Source organism: Sideroxydans sp. (assembly GCF_054604835.1).
Genome location: NZ_JBTSFG010000007.1, coordinates 20,157 through 47,046, shown reverse-complemented (window position 1 = coordinate 47,046; position 26,890 = coordinate 20,157). Strand labels below are relative to the sequence as shown.

Sequence of the window (26,890 nt, the reverse complement as noted above, 5' to 3'; positions counted from 1 at the left end):
AGAAACATCAATGAAGAAAATCGCTCTCTCTCTGGCAAGCGTACTGGCTGCAGCAGCCTTCGCACCAGAAGCATCCGCTATCCCCGCATTCGCGCGTCAAACCGGTATGGCTTGCTCTGCTTGCCACGCACAACACTTCCCCGTTCTGAACGGATTCGGCCGCGCATTCAAGGCCGCTGGCTTCACCATGATGGGTTCGCAAGAGAAGATCGAAGGCGACCACATGTCTCTGCCGGCAGTTATGAACTTCGGTCAGTTGCTGAAGGTTCGTTACCAGAAGACTTCCGGCACAGCCGGTACACCGTCTGGCCAGGATACAAACGGCGGTGAGTGGCAGTTCCCTGACGAGTACGCTCTGTTCGTTGGCGGCCGCGTGTTTGACAATGGCGCACTGAAAGCTGGTGTCATGGCTGAGAACGCACTGGGTGGTACAGATGCTGGTATCGTCGCTGGTCTGCGCGTGCCAGTGGTTATGGAGATGGACGCAGCCTTGATCTCCGTGATCCCGTTCACCACTGACTCTCTGGGCCCATTCTACGGCTACACCGAGTCTAGCCAAGGTATCAACCGTGCAATCCGTTGGGCTGAGCACCGCACCGACATCTCTGCAGCTCAGTACACCGGTCTGGGTAACAGCCCGGCAACTGGTATCACTCTGATGGCACATAGCGACATGGGTTACATCAACCTGACCCGTTATGCGAACACCTTCGCGTCTGCTGTTGCCATGTCTTCGACCGCTATCGAAATCGCTGCAACGCCGACAATCGCTGACTTCGCAACCATCATCAGCGTGAACGTGCTGTCCGGCGAAAGCGACAAGAAGAATGAGTCTGGGTTTGCAGTCAATACAGCTGATGGCGCTATCGAGGCAGCTACTACGACTTGGAGCAAGGCAAAGACCAAGGCAACTGCAGTCAGTGCACAAGCTCACGGCGAGTTGGGTGGCATGGAAACAGGTCTGTACTTCCAGACTTCGTCTACACCTGCTGACAGCACCTTCGGCAAGAAGTCTGCAACCGTTGTTGCTGCTGACTTCACTGTGATCCCGCACACTCTGTCTCTGGGTGCTGCTGTTCGCTCTGCCAAGGCATCGGATGTGTCCGACAACTCCACAACTTTCACAGCCGTGTATGACTTGGCTCAGAACGTTGCGCTGGTTGCCAACTACACCAAGTACAGCAAAGTACAAGGTTCCAATGGTGACAGTCTGTTCACCGGCATGCTGGAAGCAGCTTGGTAAGTTTGAGCTGACATAAGGGTTCCGGTTCGCCGGGATCCAAACCAAGCACAAGCACCAATGAAACAGGGGAGACTTCGGTCTCCCTTGTTTTTTGCCTGTCATTCACGCAAAGCGAGTATCCAGTTATACTGGCCTCACAATAATTTCAAGGAGCGATTGATGAAATCTCTGTTTGTTCGTGCTGAATGGGACGATGAAGCAAAAGTATGGGTTGCTACTAGCGACGATGTGCCGGGATTGGTTGCGGAAGCGGATACAGAAGAGGCATTGCTTGCCAAACTTCACGTGTTGATTCCTGAACTGCTTGATGCGAACGGCTACCCTGATGGGGGGGAGGTTCCTTTCGAGCTATTTTCCAGACGTTTCGACGTGGCTCATCGGAAAGTGGCCTGATGGTCGCGAGTTTCACGGCGCAGTTGAAGGAAATTCTCAGCAAGGCGGGATGCCGATTCGAGAGGCAGGGGAAGGGTGATCATGAGATATGGTTCAGCCCCATTACTGAAATCAGATTTCCCGTGGACAGTAAAATCAAATCTCGTCATACCGCAAATGCGGTTCTAAAGCAGGCTGGGTTGCCGAAGAAGTTCTAGAAATCTGTGCAGTTTTATTGTGGGCTGTACCAGCTGATTCCTTCGCGGTCGGCGCGCAACGCGTTAGTCCGTGTATCCCAGTCACCCAGCACCCAGCGTTCGCAGGTGTGGCGATCCACATGATGCAGATGTTTCGCTGGTCGGTGGGTGTGGCCGTGGATGAGGCGCGGATAGTCGTGGTGGCGTAACAATGTATGCACGGCTTCGTTGCTCACGTCCATGATCTCCATGGCTTTCTCGCGTTTGGAGTGTTCGCTCTGCGTACGCAGTTGTTCGATCTGTGCTTTGCGCTGACTCAAGGATTGTGCGAGGAATTGAGATTTCCAATCTGATGCGCGTACCGTGGTTCGGAATTGTTGGTAAGCACTATCTCCTGTGCAAAGGATGTCGCCGTGGGTCAGGAGGGTAGCTTGCCCGTAAAGGTCGATGAGGGTTGGATCGGGCAGCAGTTGGGCTTTGCAGGCGGCGGCGAGCGCCTCGTCCATCAGGAAATCGCGATTGCCGTGCATGATGAAGATGCGTGTCCCGCCTGTGGCGAGATTGGAAAGTGCGCCGCATATCTGGCGATGGAAGGGGTTGTCTAGGTCGTCGTCGCCTGCCCAGTATTCGAACAGGTCGCCCAGTATGTAGAGCGCTTCGGCCTTGGACGCGACTTCCTGGGCAAACCGCAGGAACTGCTCTGCCGTGTACGGATGGGATTCGCTGAGGTGCAGGTCGGAAATGAAAAGGGTATGGGGCATTTCAGGATATGGGATGCGGGACACGGGATTCGGGGGACACGGCTGGCGTCACTGAATCCTGAGTCCCGAGTCCTAAATCCTTACTGAACCACTTCAGCCTTGATGATGATGACATCTTCCTTGGGCACGTCCTGATGGAAACCGCTGCTGCCGGTCTTGACCTTGCCGATCGCATCGATCACGTCCGTACCTTCGACCACTTTGCCGAACACGCAATAGCCCCAGCCGTCCTGGCCGGGATAGTCGAGGAAACTGTTGTTCTTGGTGTTGATGAAGAACTGTGAGCTGGCGGAGTGCGGGTCGCCGGTGCGCGCCATGGCGATGGTGTATTTGTCGTTCTTCAGGCCGTTGGCGGCTTCGTTTTTGATCGGATCGTTGGTCTTCTTCTGCTTCATGCCGGGTTCAAAGCCGCCGCCCTGTATCATGAAGTTGGGGATGACACGGTGGAACACGACGTTGCTGTAGAAGCCGCTGTTCACATAGTCGAGGAAGTTCTGGGTGGTGATCGGCGCTTTTTCAGCGTCCAGTTGCAGAGTGAAGGTGCCGTGGTTGGTTTCGAATTTGACCATTTTCAATTTTCCTTTGGTTAGAGATGCGGCTTGCGCGGGCAGGATGCAGAGTCCTACCAGCAGTGAGGCGAGGATGATGCGTACGAATTTCATTATCAGGCGGCTCCTTCATAGACGATCTGCCAACGGCCATCGCGCTTTTGCCAATACTGGCGCTTGTGCATGCGATTGCTCAGGTTGTTGCTGTCGTATTGCTGCTCGAAATCCACCACGACCAGATCCTGCTGGGTCGGGTACGGGAACAGACTGAGGTTCTCGATCTTCACCTTGATCCAGGACTTTCCGCTATTGACCAGACGCTTGTGCGCGGCAAAGTCAGAGAGCGTGGTGATGCCGGCATTGAAATCATCCGCATAGTGGGAAAGATAACGGTCGGTGTCGCGGCTCTCCCAGTCGTTGCGCCATTGTTCGATGGATTTCATCAAGGCAGCGCGCTCCTGATCGTCCGACTCGCCCAGCCAGTCGATGCCATTGGTGATGATGACCGGCGTGGTGCCGACCTGGATGTCGCGTCCCAGCCGACTCAGGTCGGCATTCGACAGCACGACACAGCCGTTGCTGGCGCGTGGCGGGCGGCTATAGGTGTCGGACGGTGTGCCATGCAGCCAGATGCCGTGACCTTTGCGCCCCTGGCGTTGATCCCATTCGTTCGGGTAGCTGATCGGGAATGCGCCTGAGCCATACAAGTCGGCCAGCTTGTGGCGGGGGATATAGCTGTCCACGAAGTAGACGCCGAGCGGGGTCTTTTGGTCTCCCTCGACGACTTTGTCCGGCCCCTTTTTCCCCATGCTGATGTAGAAATCGGCGACGTAGCGTGGCTCGCCATCTACGTTCTCGTAAAGATAGAGTGTGGATTTGCTGGTATCCACAACCACCGCGTGCTGTTGCTTGGGGTTGAGACGCCATAGATAACGCGGCACGGCGACGGGCTGCTGTTGCTGCGCGCGCTGCAAACGCACTTGTGCCTCTTCCCGCAGGTCTTGCACAAGGTCGCGCGGGGCATTCGGGGCATCACCGAATTCGCTGATGGAACGCGAGCGGGCCAGCAAGAGATCGCCCTTTACCAGTTGTGCGAGTTTGAAGTTCGGATTGAGTCTGAGCAGGGAATCGACTTCATTTAGCGCGACATCGAGCCGATTATCACTGACTGCCTGCAAGCTTCTGGCCAGCTGCTGTTCCATGTCGCGCGAATCCGGCTCCGCATGGGCGCTGAGCCCGAAGCAGGACAAGAGCAACAGAAGGGGATTGAGCCGTGTCTTCATCTATTAGTTGTCGCTGCGCTCATCCGCGATCTGCCAGCCGGCGGCCGTTTTGACCCAGTGCAGCGTCTTGTTGTTGATGCTCTTGAAGTGGCTGGCGTTGTAGGTCTGGCGGAAGCTGATGCGCGCATGGCTGTCGTCGATGACCTCGACTTTGGCATTGTCGATGCCGACCTTGATGGACTTGGGCTTGCTAACGCGATCATTGCGCATCTGTTCCCAGGCTTTGCGCGCTTCACCATTGGGCGTCTTGAATTCGGCCGCATAGAAGCCCAGATAGCGCTTCACATTCTTGGCAGCCCAGGCGGCGGCCCAATCGCGCGTCGCTTGCATGACCTCCGCGCTTGCATCGGTTGCTGCTGCAACCGGCTTAGCCGCAGGGATTGCCTTGGCAGGTGGTGCGACTGCCACGACCGGTGCTGTGGCCACGACTGGCGGTGCAGCAACGGCTGTTGCGGCAGGTTCTGTCTTGGCTGGCGTCGGTGCTGCCACGATCGGCTGAGCAGGTGCGGGCTTCGCGGCCACAACGGGCTTCGCCGGTGCGGCAGGTTGGGCCGCGGCCGCGACTGCCAGAGCGGGTGTCGTTGGTGTCGCGTTCTGAGTACCCTTGCCGAACAGATCGCGGATCAGGGCGAGCTTGGTCTTGGTGCCGGTGTTGTTCTTGTCCAGTTGCAGCGCGCGGTCGTAGGCTTGGCTGGCCATCTTGGCGTAGATGTCGCCGAGGTTCTCGTGCGCGGTGGCATAGCTCGGGTGGGTGCGGATCGCCATCTCCAGTGCGACTTTGGCTTTTTCGTATTGCCCTTGTCCGGCATACAGCACGGCGAGGTTGTTATAGGGCTCCGGCAATTCTGGATAGTCGTTGGTCAATTCGGTGAAGATGGCGATGGCCCCCACTGCGTCACCCTGCTCATTGACGATGAGGCCTTTGAGGAAGCGTGCCTGTGCGTCCTTGGGCTTGTTCGCCAGATAGCCGTTCACCTTGTCCAGTGCCTGCGTCAGCTGCCCCTGTTTGAAGAGCTTGTTGGCGTCCTGTATCTCGTCGGCATGGCTGCCGAGGCTGAATGTAAGTAGCGCGCATAGTGCGACACCGGTTGCGAATCTTTTCAATGTATCCATTTTGGTCTTTTTCTTGATAGGGTTATGTTGCCGGCCGAGTGCGCCAAACGCACGCGATTCTACCAAAGAAGCGACTCTCATACACTGATTGCCTGCGCGAGGAAGTGTGGGGCGGCCATCTGCCGGTTTCGGGTAGAATCACGCATCTTCATAGCAACGCATCATTGGCATAGACATGAGCAGCAACACACCCGCCCCGACCCCTGTTTCGAACTTCATCCGCACCATCATCGATGCCGACCTGGCAAGCGGCAAACACACGAGCATCGTCACGCGCTTCCCGCCCGAGCCGAACGGCTATCTGCATGTCGGGCATGCCAAGTCGATCTGTCTCAACTTCGGTCTTGCCAAGGATTACAACGGCCTGTGCAACCTGCGTTTCGACGACACCAATCCGGAGAAAGAGAGCGAGGAATATGCACTGTCCATTCAGGATGACGTGCGCTGGCTCGGTTTTGAATGGAACGGAGAGGTGCGCTGGGCGTCGGATTACTTCGATGCGCTGCACGACTTCGCCGTCGAGCTGATCAATAAAGGCTTGGCGTATGTGGACGATCTGACGCCGGAGCAGATGCGCGAATATCGCGGCACGCTGACCCAGCCGGGCAAGAACAGCCCCAACCGCGATCGCAGTGTGGCAGAGAACCTCGACCTGTTCGCGCGCATGAAGGCCGGTGAGTTCGCCGATGGCGCCATGGTGCTGCGCGCCAAGATCGACATGGCTTCGCCCAACATGAATATGCGCGATCCGGCGATCTACCGCATCCGCCGTGCGCACCATATCCGTACCGGCGACAAGTGGTGCATCTACCCGATGTACGACTATACCCACTGCATCTCCGACGCACTGGAAGGCATCACCCATTCTATCTGTACGCTGGAGTTCGAGGATCATCGCCCGCTGTACGACTGGGTGCTGGACAACATCACCATCCCTTGCCATCCGCGCCAGTACGAGTTCTCGCGCCTGGAACTGCACTACACCATCACCAGCAAGCGCAAGCTGCTGCAACTGGTGAACGAGAAAAAAGTCAGCGGTTGGGACGACCCGCGCATGCCCACCATCAGCGGTATGCGCCGTCGCGGTTACACACCGGAAGGCATCCGTGAGTTCGCCAAACGCATCGGTGTCTCCAAGAGCGAGAACAGCGTCGACATGGCAATCATGGAAGGCGCGATCCGCGAAGATCTGGAGTTGCGCGTGCCGCGCGTGATGGCCATCATCAATCCGTTGAAAGTGACCATAACCAATGCCGAGGGCGCACTGACACGCGAAGCGGATTTCCATCCCAACGTGCCGGAACTGGGCAAGCGTGAAGTGCCGTTCGGCAAAGAATTGCTGATCGAAGCAGACGACTTCGCCGAAGTACCGCCACCCGGCTGGAAGCGCCTCACCCTCGGCGGCGAGATCCGCCTGCGCCACAGCTATGTGATGCGTTGCGACGAGGCGGTGAAGGATGCGTCCGGCAAGGTGATAGAACTCAAGTGCAGCATCGACCATGACACGCTGGGCAAGAACCCGGAAGGCCGCAAGGTCAAGGGCGTGATCCATTTCCTGTCGCGCGAACATGCGCTGCCGGCCGAGATCCGCCTGTACGACCGCCTGTTCAACGTGCCGGAACCGGATGGCGACCGAGAGGTGGAATTCCTGTCGCATCTCAACCCGCATTCGCTGGAAGTGGTGCAAGGCTGGGTGGAAGCCTGCGCAAAGGATGCTGCGCCGGAAACGCGCTACCAGTTCGAGCGCCTTGGCTATTTTGTGACCGACCGCCGCGACCATCAGCCGGGCGGTAAGTTGGTGTTCAACCGCACCGTGACGCTGAAGGATTCTTGGGCGAAAGAGCAGAAATAACATGCTGAAGATCCACAACACACTCGCCCGTGACAAACAGGAATTCAAGTCTATAGAAGCGAACAAAGTGCGCATGTACGTGTGCGGCATGACTGTGTACGACTACTGCCACTTGGGTCATGCGCGCGTGATGGTGGTGTTCGATATGGTCTATCGCTGGCTCAAGGCATCCGGTTACGACGTGACCTACGTGCGCAACATCACCGACATCGACGACAAGATCATCAAGCGCGCTGCCGAGAACAAGGAATCCATCCATGCCCTGACACAGCGTTTCATCGACGCGATGCACGAAGATGCCGATGCGCTCGGCGTGCAACGTCCGGACCACGAGCCGCGCGCGACGCAGTTCATCCCGCAGATGTTGCAGATGGTCGAGCAATTGGAACAGAACGGACTCGCTTACAAAGCGGCGGATGGCGACGTGAACTACGCGGTGCGCAAATTCGATGGCTACGGCAAGCTATCCGGCAAGTCGCTGGAAGACCTGCGTGCCGGTGAGCGTGTAGAAGTGGCTTCGGACAAGAACGATCCGCTCGATTTCGTGCTGTGGAAACATGCCAAAGCAGGCGAGGCCGAGGAGGTTCAGTGGGAGTCAAAGTGGGGCAAGGGCCGTCCCGGCTGGCATCTGGAATGTTCCGCGATGGGTTCCGAATTGCTGGGCAAGCATTTCGACATCCACGGCGGCGGTGCCGACCTGCAATTCCCGCACCACGAGAACGAGATCGCGCAGAGCGAAGGCGCGCATGGCTGCCAGTATGTGAACTACTGGATGCACAACGGCTTCGTGCGTGTGGACAACGAAAAGATGTCCAAATCGCTCGGCAACTTCTTCACCATCCGCGAGGTGCTGAAGAAGTACGACGCCGAAGTGGTGCGCTTCTTCATCCTGCGCGCGCACTATCGCAGCCCGCTGAATTACTCAGATCAACATCTGGATGATGCCAAGGGTGCACTGACGAGACTCTATACGGCTTTGAAGTCAGCAACTGCTGATGCGCGTGAAGTGGATTGGAACGAGCCTTACGCCCAGCGTTTCAAAGCCGCCATGGACGACGACTTCAACACCCCGGAAGCTGTCGCCGTATTGTTCGACCTCGTCAACGAGGCGAACCGCAGTCAGTCAGGTGAGGCCGCCGCACAGCTAAAGGCGCTGGCTGGTGTGCTCGGTCTGTTGCAAAGAGATGCGCAGGAATTCCTGCAGGGCAGCGCGACGGCTGGTGGATTGGACGATGCAGCGATCAATGCGCAGATCGAAGCCCGCATCGCCGCCAAAAGAGCCAAGGACTTCGCCGAGGCAGATCGCATCCGGAAAGCGTTGCTGGAGGCGGGGGTCGTGCTGGAAGACAACGCGCAGGGGACGAGCTGGCGCAGGGCTTAGGGAAGTTTGCCTGCGGCGACCATGCGGTTGATCAATTGCGGGCGAGAAATCCAGATCAGGATATCGTCAAAGGTGGTGCTGGGTGTGTCGCTTTGATAAGTACCTGTAGTGGCTTCGAATGAGCTACTGGCATTCTGCAGGTTTCCAGTCAAATCGGGGCCAGTGGAAAAGACGATTGCGATGGGGCGCTCTGAAACAGAAGTCAAAGGATTTCCGCTTAAATCCTGTACCACCAGTTTGTCGGCTGTGTCGGGGTTGGTCGTTATCGAAAATGGGACGGCAAAATTTCGATTCACGCGATACCGCCAGTAGCCTAACCATAGATCACTGCTGCTGGCTCGTTTGCTGCCCCAAGCATCAATCTCGGGAACACCTAGTGTCTTCCATGGTAAATACCCTTCACTGGTTGGGGCGCTGGAACATGTTCCATCTTCAACGCCATAATTGGCATCGGCGGGGTCCGTTGTAGTGGATGGGCATGGCAAACGACCGTTTATTACGGAAAATCCCATTAGTGCCTGCTGAATCACATCAATTTGCTTTCGAGTCTCAGTTCTGCGTTGCTGTTCGACTTGGCTTGATAGAGACGGCAGAAGACCTGCCATAAGCAACGCCACGATAGCGAGCACCATGGCCATTTCGACCAGCGTAAATCCAAGGTTGGTACGGGGTGGCATAAAGGGGGGCGGGGTAAGCCTCATGGTGCGACAACAATGACCTGATCGTTGAACGAAGTGGAAGCTGGCTGATTCTCGAATGTCTTGTCTCCTGTCGAAGAATTTTCGCTTTCCAGATAATTTGAGATGCACGCTGCGGTCTGTATGTAGGTTCCAGTCGCACTGCAAAGTGCGGAGGTAGATGAACGTGATTGTCCTGAGAGCGCGCTACCCGTCATGATGATCACAGCTTTTCTGTCGTTTCCGCTATGTGCGCCGGAAAGTGTCAGGCACTGATAGGCTCCGGATGTTGTGGTACAGGTGATGCTGCCGCCACCGCTGCCTGCTGGTGCGTTGCCTTGAGAGACGGCGTAGTACAGCAGCTGCTGCCATTGGTTGTTCTGGATCCAGTTTGCTAAGGTGCCAGACTCGTACTGGATGTTACGCATATCGATGCGCTGGAATTGGCTACCTCCAGACTTGCCTTTGGCGGAGAAGACGACAGTAGCGCTGCCGTCCGAGTAGTTCAGTGTGCCGCTAACGGAAATGGAATCCGGATCGAAGATGGTTTTGGCAAGTTGGTAGTTCCCGTAGCGGTCGCGTACTCTGACCTGTTCGTTGCTGTCGTAAATACCGTTGTTGTTTATATCAAGACTGAACATTTGCCAGAAACCACGCCCGACATTCTGGAGCTTCGCCGTCATGGTGACGGTGGCGCCAGCGGGCAGGGTGGCATAGGAGGCATCAGCAGTGCAGCGCACGCGCGAATTGTTCCAGTCACTGTCCCTACGCTCGCAATCGAATATTGGTGTAGAGCCGCTACTGAAGGAGATGGTGATTGGCGAAGAGGACCATTCTGGGTTGGGAGGTGAGGAGCCGATACCATTCAGATTGCCGAATGGGTACAAGCCTTCGTAAGTAGAGACCGCCCCTTTGTAATTTGCTGTAGAAAAAGGGGCGGCAAATGGATAGGCCCCCCACGATGAATAGTAGTTATTCAGGTGCCGTCTGAATTCCCCGCCGACACGCTGCTCTACCCTTGTGAATAGCTGGTCATGGGAAATGGTGATTAGTTGATCGTTGAAGTCCGGGCTGGAGGCAGAGCTTTGGTAGGTCGTGTTGGGGGAAGAGCCTAGGCTGGCGTTGCCGTTGCTGCCTTCCAGATAATTTGATGGGATGCATTTGGGGTCGGATGATGCGGGGGACGTGCATGCAGTACTAATATCGCCACGTGTTTGTGATGATACAGGTGCGCCGGGGGCAAATACGATGGCCATTAGATTGGTGTTCCCTCCGTCAATATCCAATGTGCCTTCTGTGTTGCTGTTGAGTGGCATGACCGAGTCATATCGGCGTACATTGCTAGATAGGGTGTACCACAGCCGCTCGCCAGTCGCGTCGCGCAGGTCAGAAAGGCCAAGCGTTTTCCAAGGGAGACGGCCAATGTATTGGGGGCAATTTCCTGAGCCTCCTGCATCTGACTCACCATCATTATCTGTATCTGGGCAAGGTAGGCTACCTGGGTAATCGGAATATAGTATGGATTGCCCTATCAGGGCCTCCTTGGCTTGTGCCAGCGCCAAGGTAGTCTTCTCATCTCGCTTGATTTTGAGGCCGGCATTACTCAAAGTGCCGACCAATGCCGCTGAAACGCCCAGCACCAATATGACCGCCATCACCATAAAGACCGCACCTCTCTGAGTGTGCAAACTTTGAAAGTGTCGGGCAAATTTATGCGGCAAGTGCGACATGGTTTAATCGTCGTTCGAGGCTTGCATTTTTGAAGGCTGGGAGCTTGATGGTGTAACGGGACTGTCCAGCATCAGCCGCTGCCCGACCTTGACCTTCACCGATTCGGTCTTTCCCGGCAGGATCACCGGTACGCTGGCCGGTGTGCGCGAGTCGGCAGAACCGGCGGCTTGTTGCTCGCCGTTTATCCAGATGATGCGCTTCCCGCCATCGCGTTGGATCATGCCGTTGACGATGAGAGAGTGGCTGTCGTTGCCGGGCTCGTCGGCACTGAGTACATGCTGCCGTTCCAGTTGCGCGCGTTCATTCTGGGTAAAGAACAGACGGCCCAATTCGGCAGCTTGCACGGTTGTGGTAGAGACCAGGGTAAGCAGAATCAAAGCGAATCGGATTTTCATGGCGTGTCCCGGTTCTTCATGGTGAACCAGCCTCCTGCGCATGCTGCTTTCAGCATGACGCCGCCGTTTTGCGCGTCGTCAGTACGGGAAAGGGCGCACTTGTCGAGCAGGAACCAGCCCGGCATCTGGCGACTCAGCGCTTCAAAGAAATTCAGGAGCTGGCCTTCGTGCAGCAGATCGAACTCCATGGATAAGGGGCTGAGGCTGAGTGCGAAGTTGCCTGCATTCAGCGGCGGGTTGGGAGCGTAGGAAGTTTGCGGGCCTATCGTGTATTTGAAATCCGGTAGCAGGTTTTGTTTGCGCAACTTTTCCAGACCTTCGATCCAATCCAGCCGCTGCTCGTTACCGATGACTTTCTGCGCGACCAATGCGTCATATTCCATCTGGTACGAGGCCATGTTCTCCTGGTCGTTCTGTGCAGTGAGGAGAAGGTCGCGCGCTGTATTGAGTTGGCGCTGCGCTTGCTGAAGATCCTTAAGGGATTGCTGCTGGATGGTGGCGCTGTAATTGATAACCCCGACCGCGAAGCCTGCGCTGATCAGGCAGGCGAGCAGACTCCATTTGATCTCGCCGAGGTCGTCTGTGGTGAAGCTCATGACGGGGTCCTCCATATGATCTTTAGGGTGAACTGGCCTTGCGAAGATCCGGCACTCTGGCCGCTGATGCTGCCTTTGGATGTGATATCCAGTGGCAGTGCTGTGGCGCTGACGGCATAGCCGCGCTGGATCAAGGCTTGCTCGAACTGCTCGAGATAAGCCAGCGCGCCACGGTGGTCGCTGCCGAATCCTGCAAGGGAGCCGATGAAAGTGATGACCTGCGCGGGATACTGGGAAGGGGCTGCATCCTCAGGGCTGGTGCGCCATGACAGATTGTTCAAGGTGATGCGCGGGAAGGATTCCAGCACAGCGCTCAACTCATAGATGATCTCTTGAGGTGGGTGCGAATACTGGTTCAGGCTGCGAGCCAACAGCACTGCTGTCTTCATGTCGGCAGCGGGCACTGAGGTGTTGGCGAAGTTACGCTGTATCCCTTGCGCCTGTGTTTGAAGTTGAGTCGTTTGCTGGTTCAGCGGGGTCGTCTCCGCAGAGAACTGCTCGCTTTGCCAGAAAGCCATGCCACTCCACAACAGGCCAAGCAGCAAAATGACGAAAGCCAGCCCGAACAAGACGAAACGCAGTTGCCACAACATGAAGAAATGGGTGTGCTGTGAACCGGCATAGTGGGCGCTGGGCGGCTTCGCTGCAAGCAGGTTGAGGAACAGCGGGGTGCAGTCGGAATCTGCGATTTCCTGTTTGCACTTGTGGCGGCGCGCGAAATCGGTGATGTCCAGATAGTTGAAATGCATATCGCCGCTGCTGGCGAGCTGCGTATTGAGCTGCGCGATCTCGTTCGCGTGGCAAAGGATATAGACTTCCAGAACCTCACCGGGTGGTGGCAATGAAAGGCTCTTCAGGTATTGCTGCGTGCGCGGTGTCTCGGAAATGACCGAATCGATCAGCGTACCGCTCTCGTTGATCGGGATCAGGCGGGAGAAATGCAGCCGCTTGTTGTGGAAATAGGTCTGGCGCAAGCCGGCGTTGCGCTCCCAGGTCAACAGCAGGATGTGCTCGGATTGGATGTCTTTGAGCAACGGTGCGCTGATGTTGGGGATGGAGTAGATGCCCGCCAGCGGCACATGGTTCTCCAGCAATGCATCCAGCCAGGGCGTGATGCGCTGCGGATTGGTCAGGGCCGAGAACAGATATTCGTCATCGCGCCGACCTTCCTCCTGCCGCTTGAGCAGGGTCGCCTGACGGAAAGGGGTGCTGCGGTAGTACTGCTCGAACTTGCGGCCGATGAGCGCTTTGCGGTTGGGACCGATCAGATGCGGGATGGTCTCTAGATGAAAGTCTTCCTCGATGATGTCGACCAGCAGATAGGTCGGGTTGCGATGCTGTTCGACGAAGGCGGAGAACTGCTCGCGACCGTCCGCGTCGTTGCTGAACTCATGCGCGAAGCTCAGGCCGCTGCCGTTCCAGAGGTAGGCCTGGAAGTTTTCTGCGCTAAGGAATAACAGGGTGCGTGCCATAGTCAGAGCTGTACTTTGCCGATGAGGTCGTAGATGGGCGAGAGGACAGATAGCATCACCCAGCCGAGTAGTGCGCCAAGGATCAGTGTCATGGCCGGCTCGATCATGACCTGCACCTTTTTGATCGCATCCTTCACGTCGCGATCATAAAAATAACTGACGTTGAGCAGTGCCTGGTCGAGCTGGCCGGTGGCCTCGCCGACCTTCAGCATACGCACGACCAGAGGCGGGAAGATGCCCGTCTTCTGGAAGCTCTGTGTCAGATTCTTGCCGGCTTCGATCTCGCTCATGACATTCTGCAGGCTCTGCGCGATGACCTGATTGTCCACCAGATCGCGCGAATTGGCGATGCAGTCCAGGATGGTGATGCCGGAACTGTACATCATGGCGAAGGTGTTGGCGAAGCGGGCCAGAATGATCTTGCGCAGGATAGGGCCGGTGGGCCAAATGTTCAGCTTGAGGTTGTCCACGTGGTATTGCAGCTTGGGATTGACCAGCAGTGCCAGTTTGAAGCTGCCGAACAGCACGAACGGTGTGAGCAAAATTACATACCAGTAATTTACGAAAATATCGGACGTGGCCAGCAGGATGCGTGTCTGGATGGGAATTTCCTGCCCCATGCCTTTGATGAATCCCACCAACTGCGGCACCAGATAGATCATCAGGAAAAAGGTGATGGCCAGCACGATGGTGCCGACGAAAGCAGGATAGATCATCATGGTCTTGGTCTGCGAGGCCATCTCGTCCTGCCACTTCAGCGATTCCATGAGGTGTTTGAACACATCTACCAATCTGCCGCTGTCCTCGCCGGCCTTGGTCAGGTTGGCGGTGATCTTGTCGAAAGCGTTGGGATGTTCTGCCATCGCTTGCGATAGTTTCTTTCCGCTCTCGATGGATTCCACCATGCTGGCGATGATCTCGCGGAAGGAGGGTTCCTCCATGGTGTCGCGCAGATCGGCCAGGCATTCCAGCAGCGGCACGCCAGCCCGCGAAAGTTGCTCAAGGTTGAAAAAGAAAGTGATGAGATCGACGCGTTTGACCTTGGTTGAACCGAAGGAGGCGGCATGGTCTTCCTCCTTTGCACTGATCAGATCCAGACCGCCGCGCTTGAGGCGCATCTCCAGGTCGATCAGATTGGCTGCATCCTGCAGTCCTTTGGCGCGCTTGCCGTCGCTGTCGATTGCTTTGTAGAGATAGAGGGCCATGGGGCGTTAGTGCCGATCAGTGAGGTCGACTACGCGCGAGACTTCCGCCACGGAAGTGACGCCCTGCAAGATACGTCTGATGCCGTCCTGCGCCAGTGGGCGGAAACCGCTTTCCAATGCGGCGTGCTTGATATCGCGGATGCTGGCGCGACGCGCGACCAGGTCGTCCATGTCGGAATCCATCTTGAGGATCTCCATGATGGCTTGACGTCCAGAGTAGCCCTGATGGTGGCAGATGTCACAACCGGCTGCGCGGTAGAGGGTGACCTCTTCGTTGTGGTGCAGGCCGAGCAGTTTCCGTTCCGACAGGTCGGGCTGGTAAGGATATTTGCAATGGCGGCACAGCATGCGGATCAGGCGCTGCGCCACGATGCCGATGATGTTGCCGGCCAGGATGTCGGGCAGGATGCCAATATCGAGCAAGCGCGGGATGGCGCCCACGGCAGAGTTGGTATGCAGCGTCGAATACACCTGGTGGCCGGTCATCGCGGCGCGGAACGCCATCTCGGCAGTCGGATGGTCGCGCACCTCGCCGACCAGGATGATGTCCGGGTCCTGACGCATCAGGGAGCGGATACCGCTGACGAAATCGAGCTTGGCGGCTTCGTTCACCGAGCTTTGGCGGATCAGCGGGATCGGATATTCCACCGGATCTTCCAAGGTCATGATGTTCACCGATTCGGTGTTCACATGATTGAGGATGGAATAGAGCGTGGTGGTTTTGCCGGAGCCGGTCGGGCCGGTGACCAGCACGATACCTTCCGGTTTGGAGATGATGGAAAGCAGCGTTGAGAGCGCGATGTCGTCCAGCCCGAGCTGGTTGATCGGCACGATGCCTTTCTGGCGGTCCAGGATGCGCAGCACCAGATTCTCGCCATACTGGGTGGGGTGCGAAGCGACGCGGAAATCGATGGGGCGACCGGACAGACGCAGCGAGATGCGGCCATCCTGTGGCGCGCGCGTCTCGGCGATGTTCATGCCGCTCATCACCTTCAGGCGCACCACCATGGCCGGCCAGAAACTCTTGTGCAGACTGCGCACTTGGCGCAGCACGCCGTCCACGCGGTAGCGGATGCGCAGAAAACTGTTCTCAGGTTCGAAGTGGATGTCGGAGGCGTTCTGCTGCACGGCTTCGGTCAGCAGCGCGTCGATCAGACGTACCACCGGCTGGCTGAATTCATTGACGCCTTGCTGCAGGCCCTGGTGTTCCAGTTCGCCCGGTTCGATCTCGTGCAGGATGCCGTCGATGGAAAGTTCGAAGCCGTAATACTGGTCGATCGCGCGCAGGATGTCGGATTCGCTGGCCAGCAGCGTGATCAGCCGGTACTCGTCCTTGAGCAACGCGCGCACCTGATCCAGCGCGATGATGTTGTCCGGATCGGCGATGGCGAGCGTCAGATTCTTGTTGGCCGCATCCACCGAGATCGGCACCAATTGATAGCGCCGCGCGACTTCCTTCGGAATCATCGTCACGGCCGCGGAATCGACGATCACGTTCGCCAGATCGACGCTCTCCTGTCCCAGGTTTTCGGACAGCACGTCGCGGATGGTCGCCTCGGACAGGAAGCCGAGACGAACCAGTAAGCGCCCCAGCGGTTGGGGGGATTTGCTCTGCTCTTGGGTGGCGATACGCAACTGGTCTTCGCTGATGACGCCCTTGGCGATGAGCAATTGTCCGATCGGCTGCTGGAACTGTTGTTGCGGTGCGGCCATCGTCGTTCCTAGCGGGGAGAGGTCAGTTCATTCAGACGACGCTGTGCCTGTACGTGATCGAAGCCGGCGCTATTGCTGCTGTCCAAATCCAGCGCCTGGCGGTAATGATCGGCAGCCAGCTTGCTTTGACCAAGATGATCCAGACTGACGGCCAGATTGAAGGTGAACAATGCATTGCCCGGCTCTAGTGCGCGCGCGCTGAAGTAGGACTGCTGTGCCTCTGCCCAGCGTGACTGGTCCGCATAGGTGTTGCCCAGTGCGTAATGCAAGGCTGCGGCTTGCGGTTGTTCGGACAGCATCTGCTTCAACCGCACTTCGGAGTCGACCTGGTCCGTGCTGTAGGAAGCCATCGCCCCCAAAGCGACCGGATCGCGGGGGTCGAGCAACAACACCTGACGGTAGTAGTGTTGCGCAGTCTGATCCTGTCCCTGTTGCTGCGCAACCGCGCCCAGGCCAAGCAAGGCATCGCGGTTGCGGGCATCCTGAGCGAGCACGTTGTGGTAGCCCTGGGCAGCCGACAGATACTCGCCGCGTTGATACGCCTGCCAGGCATCCTGCAATGCCGGGGTGATGGTGTCCGCCTTGGGCTGGCGTTGGATGGTCAGGCGGCGAGGTGTGCGTTCGGTGGCGCGTCGGGTGACAGGTTGGGCCGGTGCCGCTTTGACCGTCTCGGTTACCGGCGGCGTAACGGTCGGGGTTGGTTCTGCTGCTTGCACGGGGACCGGCTCCGGCGCGATGTCTGCGACCAGGCGCGGCGCGGCCGGTGGCGGGGTGATCGGCGCAGCCGCGACAGGTACGGGGCGCGGTGCAGGGCGTCTGACGGGCGGGTTGAGCTCGGTCCAGACGTAATAGCCGTAACCTGCGCCTATCGTGCTGCAGATCAGAAAGGTGGTCGGAACCAGCCCCAGTTTCCAGCGACGGCGAGGCGGCTCTTTTTTCTTCTTTGCCGCAAACAGGGCTTGTCCTGCGGCGCGCGAAGTTTCAGTCGGCGTGCTTTCCGGGGCTACATAGGCTGTCGACTGATTGGGATGCTCCTCCAGCGTCAGGCCGGTGCCCTTGCCTTGTTCGCCAGACTTCTTCATCGCGTCGAGTAGCAAGCTCATCGTGTTTCCTTTTCGCTCTCGGGCTTGAGGAAGTCGCTGGTCGGCAAGCTATCGCGGAATCCGACGTAATCGCCATCAAGACTGCTGTCCTTGATTACGATTGGTCGAAGAAAGATGACGAGTTCTTTTTTGATTTTGGTGTCATTGCGACTTTTGAATAAATTGCCAGCGCCGGGGATGTCGCTGAGTAAAGGGATGCCGTCACTTTGATAATCAATCTCGTCTTCCATCAGGCCACCCAAGACGGCGATTTGCCCACTATTCACACGAATAATAGACTCGATTTCACGCGTTCTGATTTCCGGGATCTGATTGTCTATTGCGGGGATGTTGCAGGTTGCAACACCGCTGCCGCAGGGATTCGCCAAATTAGGGTTGGGGTCTTTAACATAACCGATGATGCGAGTAATGGTAGGGCGGACGTTAATCGTCACATTGTCGAAATCGTTGATTTCTGGCGTCACGTTCATGGTGAAGCCAATTGAAACAGGTACTGCAGTAGTAGTGAAAGACGCCGGGATGATAGTGGTGCCAGTTGTAGAACCAGGTGTGGAGGGTGTCCGGAATTTTGTGTAAACGGGGTTTCTCTACTGCTGCGGCATCCGATCTTCGAATTGAATAGTAAACCGATTTAACGCAGCCTTCCAATCTCGTATCGGCATCGTCCACTTCTTGCTGATGTTATTCAGCGCCAAGTAAAACAATTTCAATAGCGACTCATCAGTTGGGAACGAGCCCCTGTTCTTGGTGATCTTGCGCAGGCTCATGTTCACCGACTCAATGGCGTTGGTGGTGTAGATCACCTTCCTGATCTCCGGTGGGTAGTCGAAGAACGGGATGATGCGTGGCCAGTTGCGTCGCCAGGATTGTGCGATGGGCGCGTAGGCCGAGCCCCATTTCTCTTCGAACTCGTTCAGATTCTGCTCGGCCTCTTCGACGGTGGCGGCTGCGTAGATGCTGCGCAGGTCGGCAGCAATCTCCTTGCGTAGTTTCCAGCTCACGTAGTTCAGGCTGTAGCGCACCATGTGCACGATACACAGCTGCACGGCGGTCTTGGGATAGACCGTCTCGATGGCTTCCGGGAAGCCTTTCAAGCCATCCACGCAGGCGATGAAGATGTCCTGCACGCCACGGTTCTTGAGTTCGGTCACCACCTGCAACCAGAACTTCGCCCCCTCGGTCTGGGCGATCCAGATGCCCAGCAATTCTTTCTCGCCAGCCATGTTGATGCCCAGCGCCAGATACACCGCCTTCGCACGTACGCTGCCGCTATCGCGTACCTTCACATGGATGCAGTCGAGATAGACGATGGGATACAGCGCATCGAGCGGACGGGACTGCCATGCCTTGACCTCTTCGATGACCGCGTCGGTCACGGATGAGATCAGCGTAGGCGATACCTCGGTGCCATACATTTCTTCTAGGTGGCCCTGTATCTCGCGCACCGTCATACCACGGGCGTAGAGCGACAGGATCTTGTCGTCAAATCCATTCCAACGGGTTTGATGCTTGGGGATGAGCTGTGGTTCGAAGCTGCCGTGGCGGTCGCGGGGGATTTCGATGGGTAGTTCGCCGAACTCGCCCTTGAGTTTCTTGCTGCTTTTGCCGTTACGGGTGTTGCCTGCGGGATTGGTAACGGTATCGTTCTTGGCATGGCCGAGGTGGGCTTCCATCTCGGCATCCAGCGCCCGTTCAACGAGTGCTTTGGTGAGTTGCTTGAGTAGGCCGTTCTCGCCTATCAGATCTTCGGGCTTCTTATAGCCAGACAGCAGGCTGTCGATCAAATCTGCTGGTAGTGCTTTTGCTGCGGTCATTGCTACTCCTTTCAAAGTGGCGGCAGTTTCCTGCCAAATGACCGTTTACACAAAAATTCTTACACCCTCCAGGTGTGACCTGCACCGTGAAGTAAATTCTATTGTCCACAACCTTGATGGTTGCAGTTTGGTTGTTCATCACACTCAGCTTTGGGCTGGAAAGAACCTTAACGTCGCCAAAGGAATCTAGCAACTTAACCGCGCTACTTATGTTTCCAAATTTCGAGGCTGGATTGGCGTAGCCAATAGCTAGCATGCCATTGGCAGTCGCTGTTGGAGTTGGAGTCCCATCTCCGAAATCAAAAGAAAATCCGGAAGTTCCCGATGCCAGCTTCGACCAATTTATACCCTGCTGATAATTGCTGTTCAAGCTTACTTCCGCGATGGTTGCTTCAATCAGCACTTGGCGTCGGGCTGTTTGCATCACCTTTGTGAGAAATTCTTGCACCTTACTGTGTTGGCGCGATGTCGCTCGGACAATTATGACGCCAGTTTCACTGTTGGCATTTATGTTGACTGCAGGCTCATATTTTGAAGCTTGTTGTGGTTGCTGTGCTTTGTTGCTGGCCTCATTACTGTTCTCGGAGCCTGAATTGCCTTGGGCGTATTCGGCTTGAGCACGCATTTCATTGCGAAGCTCTAGTTTTTCGCTGTGCCTGATTCTATCCTCATCAGAAATGATGGCTTTGATGTTGGCAACCAGGCTTTCCACTAGATTATTTTTGGTTTCGCTGGTTACAGTGGTCGAAGCACTGTTGCCACCAGAAGTGTTACTTGAAGCGCCTCCGACCTGGCTGCTTGTGAAAAGCTTGCTGGACACAGTCCGGGACATATTGATGAAATCAATTTTGTATGTTTTTAAGAATGGAGTGTCAGCCTCGACAAATAAATTCCCATTGTCGAGTGTGTAACGCATATCGATCTGCTTAGATATGCGGTCAAGGATTTGAGGCAAAGTCTGATTAATGGCGTTAAGGGTAATCAGTCCTTCAATTCCGGAATTGATGTCAATGTTGATCTTGGCATCCCGAGCCAGCGCAAACAGCACTTCGCGAGCGGGAAGATTGGTGACGACGACGCTGTAGGTTTCTACCTTGGCTGCAGCTTTGGGAGGGGGGAGGACGACGGCTTGTTTGCTGGGTTGGGGGATGGTGCCACTGCTGCGGGCGACGGTGTCCGGCGTTTGCTGGATGTGCATGTCGGACTGCTTGAGCGGTTTCGTACTACAGGCGGCTAGCAATACACCTGTAGCGCAAAGTAATGCGTGACTGGACCTCATTCCCATTTCCCCCTGTTGTTTGGGCGAAAGGTAACCTAAAACACTGGGGCTCGCAACAGTCCTGATGGACTATATATTTTTTTCTTTCATCGGCTTATGGGAGGTTTTGATAACTTTCCAGCAAGTGCAGAGTCGGTGCAAAAGCTTCCAGATAGCGTGCGGGGAGTTCTGGAATAGCGGCGCGAGCCTTGCTACTGCTGGGGAAACTGCCATATAGCACGCGGAAAGCATCCTGACCCTGCAGCTCGATAGGAATGATGAAGATCTCTTCCAGCTTGCCCAATTTACGGGCTCTGCGCAGGAATCCTTCCATGCGCGCCGGCTGCACATTCTCGGTATAGAACAGTTGGATGCTAGTGCTGCCTTGTGGCGCGGCATTCAACATGGCCTCGGTGGCATCCAGCCTTTGCTGCAGCAGGCTGTTGGCGGGAATGCCGGGCAGTTGTTTGAGCTTGAGGGCAGGGCGTGCTTCTACAATGCTGGTTGGCGTGGCTATCGGCGCGACGCTGCTGGCGGCGACAACCGGCTTATCGCCAAGTGGCGTTGCATCAGCCGTTGCTGACGCTGCTTGTGCGACGGTTGCGGCAGTTGCCGTGCTAACCATAGGCGCCAATTCTGCTGGTTGGGCTGGCTTGGGCGCTTCGGAAGCACGTTCCTGATTCAGGAACCAGACGAATCCTGCAAGCGTGGCGCTGAACAACAGTAGCCCGCCCAGTACGGCGGCATAGCGGCGGCCGTTCCAATTGCGCATCGGGGTCATCTCGCTGTCGCGCAAGGCCGCTTGCACGTGACGCTCTTCGATCTTGTGCGTGTTTTCCACAAAAGCTGCCAGCAGTGCTTTGTCGGCCAGGATGTTGACTCTGCGCATCAGGCCTTGCGAGGCTTTGCCGATCTGTTTTTCCGCATTGGCGGAAAAGATATCCGGTCCCTTGTAACCGGCTGCCCGCATGCGGAACATCAGATAGGCATGCACGATCTTGGGGGACAGCGGCAGGATGGTGAAGTGGTGGACGATGCGATCTTTCAGTTGGCGCATATTGGTCTGCGCCAGTTTTTCGTCCAGTTCGGGCTGGCCGAACAATACGATCTGCAGCAATTTGTGTTTGCCGACCTGCAGGTTGTAGAGCAATCGCAACTCTTCCAGTGTCTCCAGCGGCATGGCGTGGGCTTCGTCTACCAGTACCACGACGCGTTCGCCGCGCTCGTACATCGCTTCCAGATGGTTTTGCAGCGTCTGCAGGATGACGTTGACGCGCTTGCCTTCCAGGTCGAGTTGCAGGCGGTCGGCGATGGCGTACAGCAGTTCGTCGCGCGACATGCTTGGGTTGGCGAGATAGATCGCCTTGATGTTGGTGGGCAGTTTGTCCAGCAGCATGCGGCACAGCATGGTTTTGCCGCTGCCGACCTCACCGCTGATCTTGATGATGCCTTCGCCGTCGGTGATGGCGTAGACCAGTGCGTCGAGGATCTCGCCGCGGTTGGCACCCGAGAAGAAGAAATCTGTGACCGGTGTGATCTTGAACGGAGGCTCATTGAGGCCGAAGTGCTCCAGATACATCTTTTCCCCTTATTGATTGCGTTGCTGCGATCTGTGTTTTTGCAATGCTTCCATGCGACTGTACAGGGTGGTGCGCGCGATGCCGAGCAGTTTGGCCGCTTCGCTCACATTGCCGTGCGCCAGTTCCATGGCGGCATCGATATACGTTTGAGCATAGCCCATCAGCAGATCATCCAGATTGAAGTCGCCTTGTTGCAAGCGCGCATGCACGCCGGCTTCGGGTAAGGTGGTCAGTCCGTCGGACAATTCAGGGTGCAGGTCGAACTCGCTCTCAAGCTGTCTGGCAGTGAGTCGTGCACCGGGGTGTTTGGTGACTAGGCGGATCACGATGTTGCGCAGTTCGCGGGTGTTGCCGGGAAAGCTATAGCTCTTCCAGCTTGCTTCCGCGGATTCATCCAGCGTGAACGGGGTACTTTGCATCTGCTGGGCATAGATGCGCCGGAAATGATCGAGCAGCAACACCTTGTCTTCGCCCAGCGTGCGCAATGAAGGGACGTTGATGGTGAATACGCTGAGACGATGGAACAGGTCGCTGCGGAAGTCGTTGCTGCGTACCGCTTGGGCCAGGATCAGGTTGGTCGCTGCGACGATGCGCGCATTGCTCTTGCGGGTGGCGGTCTCGCCCACGCGCTGGTATTCGCCGTTCTCCAGCACACGCAACAGTTTGGCTTGCAACTCCTGGGGCAGCTCGCCGATCTCGTCGAGGAACAGGGTGCCGTCGGCTGCCTTTTCAAAGAACCCCACTTGGGCGGTGGTCGCGCCTGTGAATGCGCCCTTGGCATGGCCGAACAAGGTGGATTCAAGCAGATTGGGGGCGATCGCGGCGCAGTTGATGGCGATGAAGGGGGCATTGGGATCGCGGCTCAGCTTCTGCAGCGCGGCGGCCACCAATTCTTTTCCGCTGCCGGATTCGCCCTGGATCAGTACCGGATAGGGCGTGTTAGCGTAGAGCCTGATCTGGTCACGCATCGTGCGGATAGGCAGGCTGTCACCGATGATGCCAAGTTGCTGTTCGTTATAGGCGGCGCTCCTGCGTTCGCTGTGTTGGGCGATGAGGGCGGCGCGTAATTCGGCGCGCAAGGCCTCTGGTCTGCTGGGTTTGGCCACGAATTCGAAGGCGCCCAATGCGCGCGCATGCCGGGCATTGCCTTCGTCGCTCTGTCCGGAGAGGGTGATGATCTTGATGTCGGGAGCGTGGGCCAGCAGCTCTGCGATCAGACGGAAGCCTTCCTGCGGGCGGTGCGGGGTGGGCGGCAGCCCCAGATCGACCAGTGCCAGTTGCGGTGGCACGGTCAGCTCGCGCACCAATCGAACGGCTTGCGGCCGGTCCTCGGCCAGCAGGATGTCGAATTCGTCCGAGAGCGCCAGATGCAGCGAATCACGTATGAGTGGATCGTCATCGACGATGAGCAGGCTGGGGCGGACGTCAGTAGTCAATGTATTGGTATGCGGTGGTTGGGCAACGCGCGCAGGATAGCCAGTAATCGGGCTGAGCTCAAGCCGACGCTACGGCAGGAATGCCGGACGGTCGAGCATGGCGAATCTGAACAGGCGAGGTGATAGAATGCGCGCCTGATTATCAGTCGAGGTGTATTTGTGTCCGAACAAGCATTAGTTGAAATACGGGATGTGAACTTCTCGTACGATCAGCGGCCCGTGCTGAACGGAATCAACATGTCCTTTGGTAAGGGCAAGGTGATCGCCGTGATGGGCGGCAGCGGTTGCGGCAAGACCACGCTGTTCAGGCTGATCGGTGGCGCGTTGCGCCCGACACGTGGCGAGGTGCGCATCGACGGCAAGGTCATCCACGATCTGGATGAAAAAGGCCTGTATGAGATGCGCCGCAAGATGGGCGTGCTGTTCCAGTTCGGCGCTTTGTTCACCGATATGTCGGTGTTCGACAATGTCGCTTTCCAGATGCGCGAACACACCGATCTGCCGGAAGAGATCATCCATGATTTGGTGATGATGAAGTTGCACGCGGTCGGCTTGCGCGGTACCCATCAGTTGATGCCGGCGGAACTTTCCGGCGGCATGGCGCGGCGGGTCGCACTGGCGCGCACAATCGCGCTGGACCCGATGTTGATCCTGTATGACGAGCCGTTCGCCGGACTCGATCCCATCTCGCTCTCGGTGGTGGGGCAATTGATCCGCAAGCTGAACGACGCGTTGGGCACGACTTCGGTGGTGGTGACACATGATGTGCAGGAATCGCTGAAGATCGTGGATTACGTTTATTTTATTTCGGATGGTGTGATCCGTGCGGAAGGGACGCCGGACGAGATTCGTGCATCGAACGATCCGTTCGTGCACCAGTTCGTGCACGGCGAGATGGACGGGCCGCTGCCTTTCCACTATCCGGCCGCCACCACGTATGCGCAGGACATGGGAGTGACTGACTGATGCCGTTGATCAAGAGTGTGCGGGGAGTGGGGCATCGTGTCGTGGATTCGGTGTGGCGACTCGGCGTCGCGTCGCGCTTTCTGGCGCTGACACTGATGCAGTCCGGCATGAGTTTCCGCCGCTTCCAGCTTATCGTGAAAGAGATGTTCTCCAGCGGCGTGATGTCGCTCATCATCATCGGCGTGGCAGGCTTGTTCGTCGGCATGGTGCTGGGTTTGCAAGGGTACGAGACGCTGAAACGCTACGGTTCAGAATCCGCGCTGGGTTCGCTGGTCGCGTTGTCGCTGGTGCGTGAACTGGGGCCTGTGCTGGCGGCGCTGCTGTTCGCCAGCCGCGCCGGTTCGGCGATGACAGCCGAGATCGGTCTGATGAAGGCGACCGAGCAGGTCGCCGCGATGGAGATGATGGCGGTCAGTCCGATCGCACGGGTGGTGGCACCGCGCTTCTGGGCGGGTGTCATCTCCATGCCTTTGCTGGCCGCAATATTTTCGGCGATGGGCGTGTTCGGCGGTTATGTGGTCGGTGTGGTGATGATCGGGGTGGACGAAGGCTCGTTCTGGTCGCAGATGCAGGCATCGGTGGATTTTCGCGAGGACATCATCAACGGTGTGATCAAGAGTTTTGTGTTCGGCGTGGCGGTCACTGTGATCGCCCTGTTCGAAGGTTTCGATGCGCCGCCGACTGCGGAAGGCGTATCGGGCGCGACCACGCGCACGGTGGTGGAATCATCTTTGGCGATCTTGATGCTTGATTTCATCTTGACCGCATTCATGTTCAGGGGAGTTTGACGATGCAACGTACGACATTGGATCTGTGGGTGGGGGCTTTCGTGGTGGCGGGTATCGCCGCTTTGGTGGTGTTGGCACTGAAGGTCGGAAACTTGAGCACCTATAACGTGTCGGAGACCTACCAGTTGTCGGCGTACTTCACCAATGTGGGGGGCTTGAAGCCGACTGCTTCGGTGCGCAGTGCCGGCGTGCTGGTGGGGCGGGTGAGCAGCATCACGCTGGATACCGACCGTTACGAAGCCAAGGTGACGATCAGCGTAGACAAGCGCTACGAGTTCCCCAAGGACACATTCGCCAACATCCTGACCTCGGGTCTGCTGGGCGAGCAATACATCGGGCTGATCCCCGGCGGCGATGAAGAGGTGTTGCAGGATGGCGGCGTGTTCAGGAAGACGCAGTCGGCCATGGTGCTGGAAGATCTGATCGGGAAGTTCCTGTTCAGCGAGGCGGGCGATAAGTGATCGTCCGGGCGTAAAGGAAAAGTCATGAAAAAACTGTTGATGATGTTGCTGGCGGCAACTTTAAGCTGGTCCTCCGCTTTCGCGCAGGATGTGGCTACGCCCGATGGATTGATCATCGCTACCGTGCGCGAGGTGCTGGCGATCGTGAAGCAGGACAAGGCGATCGTGTCGGATCAGGCGCGTTTGCTGGCGTTGGTGGATGCCAAGATCTTGCCGCATTTCGATTTCAAGCGCATGACGCAACTGGCCGTTGGTCGCCCGTGGCGGACCGCGACGCCCGAACAAAAAGAAGCACTGGTCAAAGAATTCCGCACCATGCTGGTACGTACATACACAAAAGTGTTCAGCACTTACGTCGAGCCCGTGGTCGAGGTCAAATCGGCCAGGATGCTGGGTGAGGATGAGTCGACCGTGCGTTCGGTGATACGCGTGCCGGACGGGCGTGTGGTGACGGTGGATTACGAAATGAAGAAGAATGACGGCAAATGGCAAGCCTTCGATGTGACGGTGGAAGGGATCAGTCTGGTGACCAGCTATCGCGGATCGTTTGCCGATGAGATCAAGCAAGTGGGTATAGACGGATTGATCAAGACGCTGTCTGAGAAGAACCGCGATGTCAGCGATGTTGCAGCAGCAGGAAGCAAAGGATAGGAATTGATACAGTTCGAAGGTGATCGCATGTTGGTGTCCGGGCCGCTTACGCTGGAAACGGCGAGAGCCGCCTCGCTCACTGAAGTCTCGGCCGGGCGCAATGTCTCGGTCATCGATCTGGCCGGGGTGACCGCCGTCGACTCGGCCGCGCTGGGGGTGCTCATGCATTGGTCGCGCCAGCATGGGGGCAAACTTGAGTTCATCAACATTCCGGAGAACCTGCGCAGTCTCGCCGATCTCTACGACGTGGCCACCATGCTTTCCATCGCGACTCCAGACAACTCCACTCATTGA

General features: G+C 57.1%; 27 protein-coding genes. 10 read left to right on the top strand and 17 right to left on the bottom strand.

Annotation, left to right across the window (positions count from 1 at the left end):
- The first annotated feature begins 10 nt into the window (after window positions 1-10).
- The 3 genes from ACYCZ5_RS11615 to ACYCZ5_RS11605 all read left to right on the top strand — a co-directional run bounded on the left by ACYCZ5_RS11615 (window position 11) and on the right by ACYCZ5_RS11605 (window position 1,833).
- Entirely contained in the window at window positions 11-1,243 is a 1,233-nt protein-coding gene (locus ACYCZ5_RS11615; RefSeq protein ID WP_461544963.1) for a hypothetical protein, read from the top strand.
- A gap of 159 nt (window positions 1,244-1,402) precedes the next feature.
- On the top strand, window positions 1,403-1,636 hold the full coding sequence (locus tag ACYCZ5_RS11610) for a DUF1902 domain-containing protein (RefSeq protein ID WP_461544962.1): 234 nt from the start codon (window positions 1,403-1,405) through the stop codon (window positions 1,634-1,636).
- The gene (locus tag ACYCZ5_RS11605; RefSeq protein WP_461544961.1) at window positions 1,636-1,833 is read left to right on the top strand and encodes a type II toxin-antitoxin system HicA family toxin; all 198 of its coding nucleotides are present in this window, start codon (window positions 1,636-1,638) and stop codon (window positions 1,831-1,833) included. Before ACYCZ5_RS11610 ends, ACYCZ5_RS11605 begins: the two co-directional genes overlap by 1 nt.
- 14 nt (window positions 1,834-1,847) lie before the next feature.
- On the opposite strand, the gene ACYCZ5_RS11600 is transcribed toward ACYCZ5_RS11605, so the two are convergent.
- The 4 genes from ACYCZ5_RS11600 to ACYCZ5_RS11585 form a co-directional block, all read right to left on the bottom strand.
- On the bottom strand, window positions 1,848-2,573 hold the full coding sequence (locus tag ACYCZ5_RS11600) for a UDP-2,3-diacylglucosamine diphosphatase (RefSeq protein ID WP_461544960.1): 726 nt from the start codon (window positions 2,571-2,573) through the stop codon (window positions 1,848-1,850).
- Between the two features lie 80 nt (window positions 2,574-2,653).
- Complete coding sequence (locus ACYCZ5_RS11595) at window positions 2,654-3,142, bottom strand: peptidylprolyl isomerase (protein ID WP_461545105.1); 489 nt, start codon at window positions 3,140-3,142, stop codon at window positions 2,654-2,656.
- A gap of 95 nt (window positions 3,143-3,237) precedes the next feature.
- The gene (locus ACYCZ5_RS11590; RefSeq protein ID WP_461544959.1) at window positions 3,238-4,323 is read right to left on the bottom strand and encodes a L,D-transpeptidase family protein; all 1,086 of its coding nucleotides are present in this window, start codon (window positions 4,321-4,323) and stop codon (window positions 3,238-3,240) included.
- Window positions 4,324-4,407: 84 nt separating this feature from the next.
- A complete protein-coding gene (locus tag ACYCZ5_RS11585; protein ID WP_461544958.1) occupies window positions 4,408-5,517 on the bottom strand; it encodes a L,D-transpeptidase Cds6 family protein in 1,110 nt (369 codons plus the stop codon).
- Between the two features lie 175 nt (window positions 5,518-5,692).
- Here ACYCZ5_RS11585 and ACYCZ5_RS11580 point away from each other — a divergent pair, with 175 nt between their 5' ends.
- Window positions 5,693-7,369, top strand: coding sequence for a glutamine--tRNA ligase/YqeY domain fusion protein (locus ACYCZ5_RS11580; protein WP_461544957.1), 1,677 nt, complete (start codon window positions 5,693-5,695; stop codon window positions 7,367-7,369).
- 1 nt (window position 7,370) lies between these two features.
- The gene (cysS, locus tag ACYCZ5_RS11575) at window positions 7,371-8,750 is read left to right on the top strand and encodes a cysteine--tRNA ligase (protein ID WP_461544956.1); all 1,380 of its coding nucleotides are present in this window, start codon (window positions 7,371-7,373) and stop codon (window positions 8,748-8,750) included.
- Here cysS and ACYCZ5_RS11570 read toward each other — a convergent pair.
- The 13 genes from ACYCZ5_RS11570 to ACYCZ5_RS11510 all read right to left on the bottom strand — a co-directional run bounded on the left by ACYCZ5_RS11570 (window position 8,747) and on the right by ACYCZ5_RS11510 (window position 23,730).
- Window positions 8,747-9,427, bottom strand: a complete 681-nt coding sequence (locus ACYCZ5_RS11570) for a type II secretion system protein (protein ID WP_461544955.1) — start codon at window positions 9,425-9,427, stop codon at window positions 8,747-8,749. The genes cysS and ACYCZ5_RS11570 overlap by 4 nt on opposite strands.
- Before the next feature lie 20 nt (window positions 9,428-9,447).
- Complete coding sequence (locus ACYCZ5_RS11565; protein ID WP_461544954.1) at window positions 9,448-11,088, bottom strand: hypothetical protein; 1,641 nt, start codon at window positions 11,086-11,088, stop codon at window positions 9,448-9,450.
- A gap of 72 nt (window positions 11,089-11,160) precedes the next feature.
- A complete protein-coding gene (locus ACYCZ5_RS11560) occupies window positions 11,161-11,553 on the bottom strand; it encodes a hypothetical protein (protein ID WP_461544953.1) in 393 nt (130 codons plus the stop codon).
- A complete protein-coding gene (locus ACYCZ5_RS11555) occupies window positions 11,550-12,149 on the bottom strand; it encodes a hypothetical protein (protein WP_461544952.1) in 600 nt (199 codons plus the stop codon). The genes ACYCZ5_RS11560 and ACYCZ5_RS11555 overlap by 4 nt, the downstream gene beginning before the upstream one ends.
- Window positions 12,146-13,621, bottom strand: coding sequence for a hypothetical protein (locus ACYCZ5_RS11550; RefSeq protein ID WP_461544951.1), 1,476 nt, complete (start codon window positions 13,619-13,621; stop codon window positions 12,146-12,148). The genes ACYCZ5_RS11555 and ACYCZ5_RS11550 overlap by 4 nt, the downstream gene beginning before the upstream one ends.
- 2 nt (window positions 13,622-13,623) lie before the next feature.
- Window positions 13,624-14,826: a type II secretion system F family protein gene (locus ACYCZ5_RS11545; RefSeq protein WP_461544950.1), complete on the bottom strand. Its 1,203-nt coding sequence runs from the start codon at window positions 14,824-14,826 to the stop codon at window positions 13,624-13,626.
- Window positions 14,827-14,832: 6 nt separating this feature from the next.
- The gene (locus ACYCZ5_RS11540) at window positions 14,833-16,539 is read right to left on the bottom strand and encodes a GspE/PulE family protein (RefSeq protein WP_461544949.1); all 1,707 of its coding nucleotides are present in this window, start codon (window positions 16,537-16,539) and stop codon (window positions 14,833-14,835) included.
- Window positions 16,540-16,547: 8 nt separating this feature from the next.
- Window positions 16,548-17,642: a tetratricopeptide repeat protein gene (locus ACYCZ5_RS11535; protein WP_461544948.1), complete on the bottom strand. Its 1,095-nt coding sequence runs from the start codon at window positions 17,640-17,642 to the stop codon at window positions 16,548-16,550.
- On the bottom strand, window positions 17,639-18,163 hold the full coding sequence (locus tag ACYCZ5_RS11530; protein ID WP_461545104.1) for a type II secretion system protein GspD: 525 nt from the start codon (window positions 18,161-18,163) through the stop codon (window positions 17,639-17,641). Before ACYCZ5_RS11530 ends, ACYCZ5_RS11535 begins: the two co-directional genes overlap by 4 nt.
- 66 nt (window positions 18,164-18,229) lie before the next feature.
- Window positions 18,230-19,456 (bottom strand): IS256 family transposase, encoded by a 1,227-nt coding sequence (locus ACYCZ5_RS11525; protein WP_461544947.1) that lies wholly within the window; start codon window positions 19,454-19,456, stop codon window positions 18,230-18,232.
- Window positions 19,398-20,654 carry a hypothetical protein gene (locus tag ACYCZ5_RS11520; protein WP_461544946.1) on the bottom strand — a complete coding sequence of 419 codons (1,257 nt, stop codon included), beginning with the start codon at window positions 20,652-20,654 and terminating at the stop codon, window positions 19,398-19,400. The genes ACYCZ5_RS11525 and ACYCZ5_RS11520 overlap by 59 nt, the downstream gene beginning before the upstream one ends.
- Window positions 20,655-20,829: 175 nt before the next feature.
- Window positions 20,830-22,293 carry an ExeA family protein gene (locus ACYCZ5_RS11515; RefSeq protein WP_461544945.1) on the bottom strand — a complete coding sequence of 488 codons (1,464 nt, stop codon included), beginning with the start codon at window positions 22,291-22,293 and terminating at the stop codon, window positions 20,830-20,832.
- 9 nt (window positions 22,294-22,302) lie between these two features.
- Window positions 22,303-23,730: a sigma-54-dependent transcriptional regulator gene (locus ACYCZ5_RS11510; protein WP_461544944.1), complete on the bottom strand. Its 1,428-nt coding sequence runs from the start codon at window positions 23,728-23,730 to the stop codon at window positions 22,303-22,305.
- Between the two features lie 159 nt (window positions 23,731-23,889).
- Here ACYCZ5_RS11510 and ACYCZ5_RS11505 point away from each other — a divergent pair, with 159 nt between their 5' ends.
- The 5 genes from ACYCZ5_RS11505 to ACYCZ5_RS11485 are packed head-to-tail and all read left to right on the top strand — an operon-like array spanning window position 23,890 to window position 26,890.
- Window positions 23,890-24,696 carry an ABC transporter ATP-binding protein gene (locus ACYCZ5_RS11505; protein ID WP_461544943.1) on the top strand — a complete coding sequence of 269 codons (807 nt, stop codon included), beginning with the start codon at window positions 23,890-23,892 and terminating at the stop codon, window positions 24,694-24,696.
- Window positions 24,696-25,484 carry a lipid asymmetry maintenance ABC transporter permease subunit MlaE gene (mlaE, locus tag ACYCZ5_RS11500; protein ID WP_461544942.1) on the top strand — a complete coding sequence of 263 codons (789 nt, stop codon included), beginning with the start codon at window positions 24,696-24,698 and terminating at the stop codon, window positions 25,482-25,484. The genes ACYCZ5_RS11505 and mlaE overlap by 1 nt, the downstream gene beginning before the upstream one ends.
- A gap of 2 nt (window positions 25,485-25,486) precedes the next feature.
- A complete protein-coding gene (gene mlaD, locus ACYCZ5_RS11495) occupies window positions 25,487-25,945 on the top strand; it encodes an outer membrane lipid asymmetry maintenance protein MlaD (RefSeq protein WP_461544941.1) in 459 nt (152 codons plus the stop codon).
- Between the two features lie 24 nt (window positions 25,946-25,969).
- Window positions 25,970-26,596: an MlaC/ttg2D family ABC transporter substrate-binding protein gene (locus ACYCZ5_RS11490; protein WP_461544940.1), complete on the top strand. Its 627-nt coding sequence runs from the start codon at window positions 25,970-25,972 to the stop codon at window positions 26,594-26,596.
- Between the two features lie 3 nt (window positions 26,597-26,599).
- Complete coding sequence (locus tag ACYCZ5_RS11485) at window positions 26,600-26,890, top strand: STAS domain-containing protein (RefSeq protein ID WP_461544939.1); 291 nt, start codon at window positions 26,600-26,602, stop codon at window positions 26,888-26,890.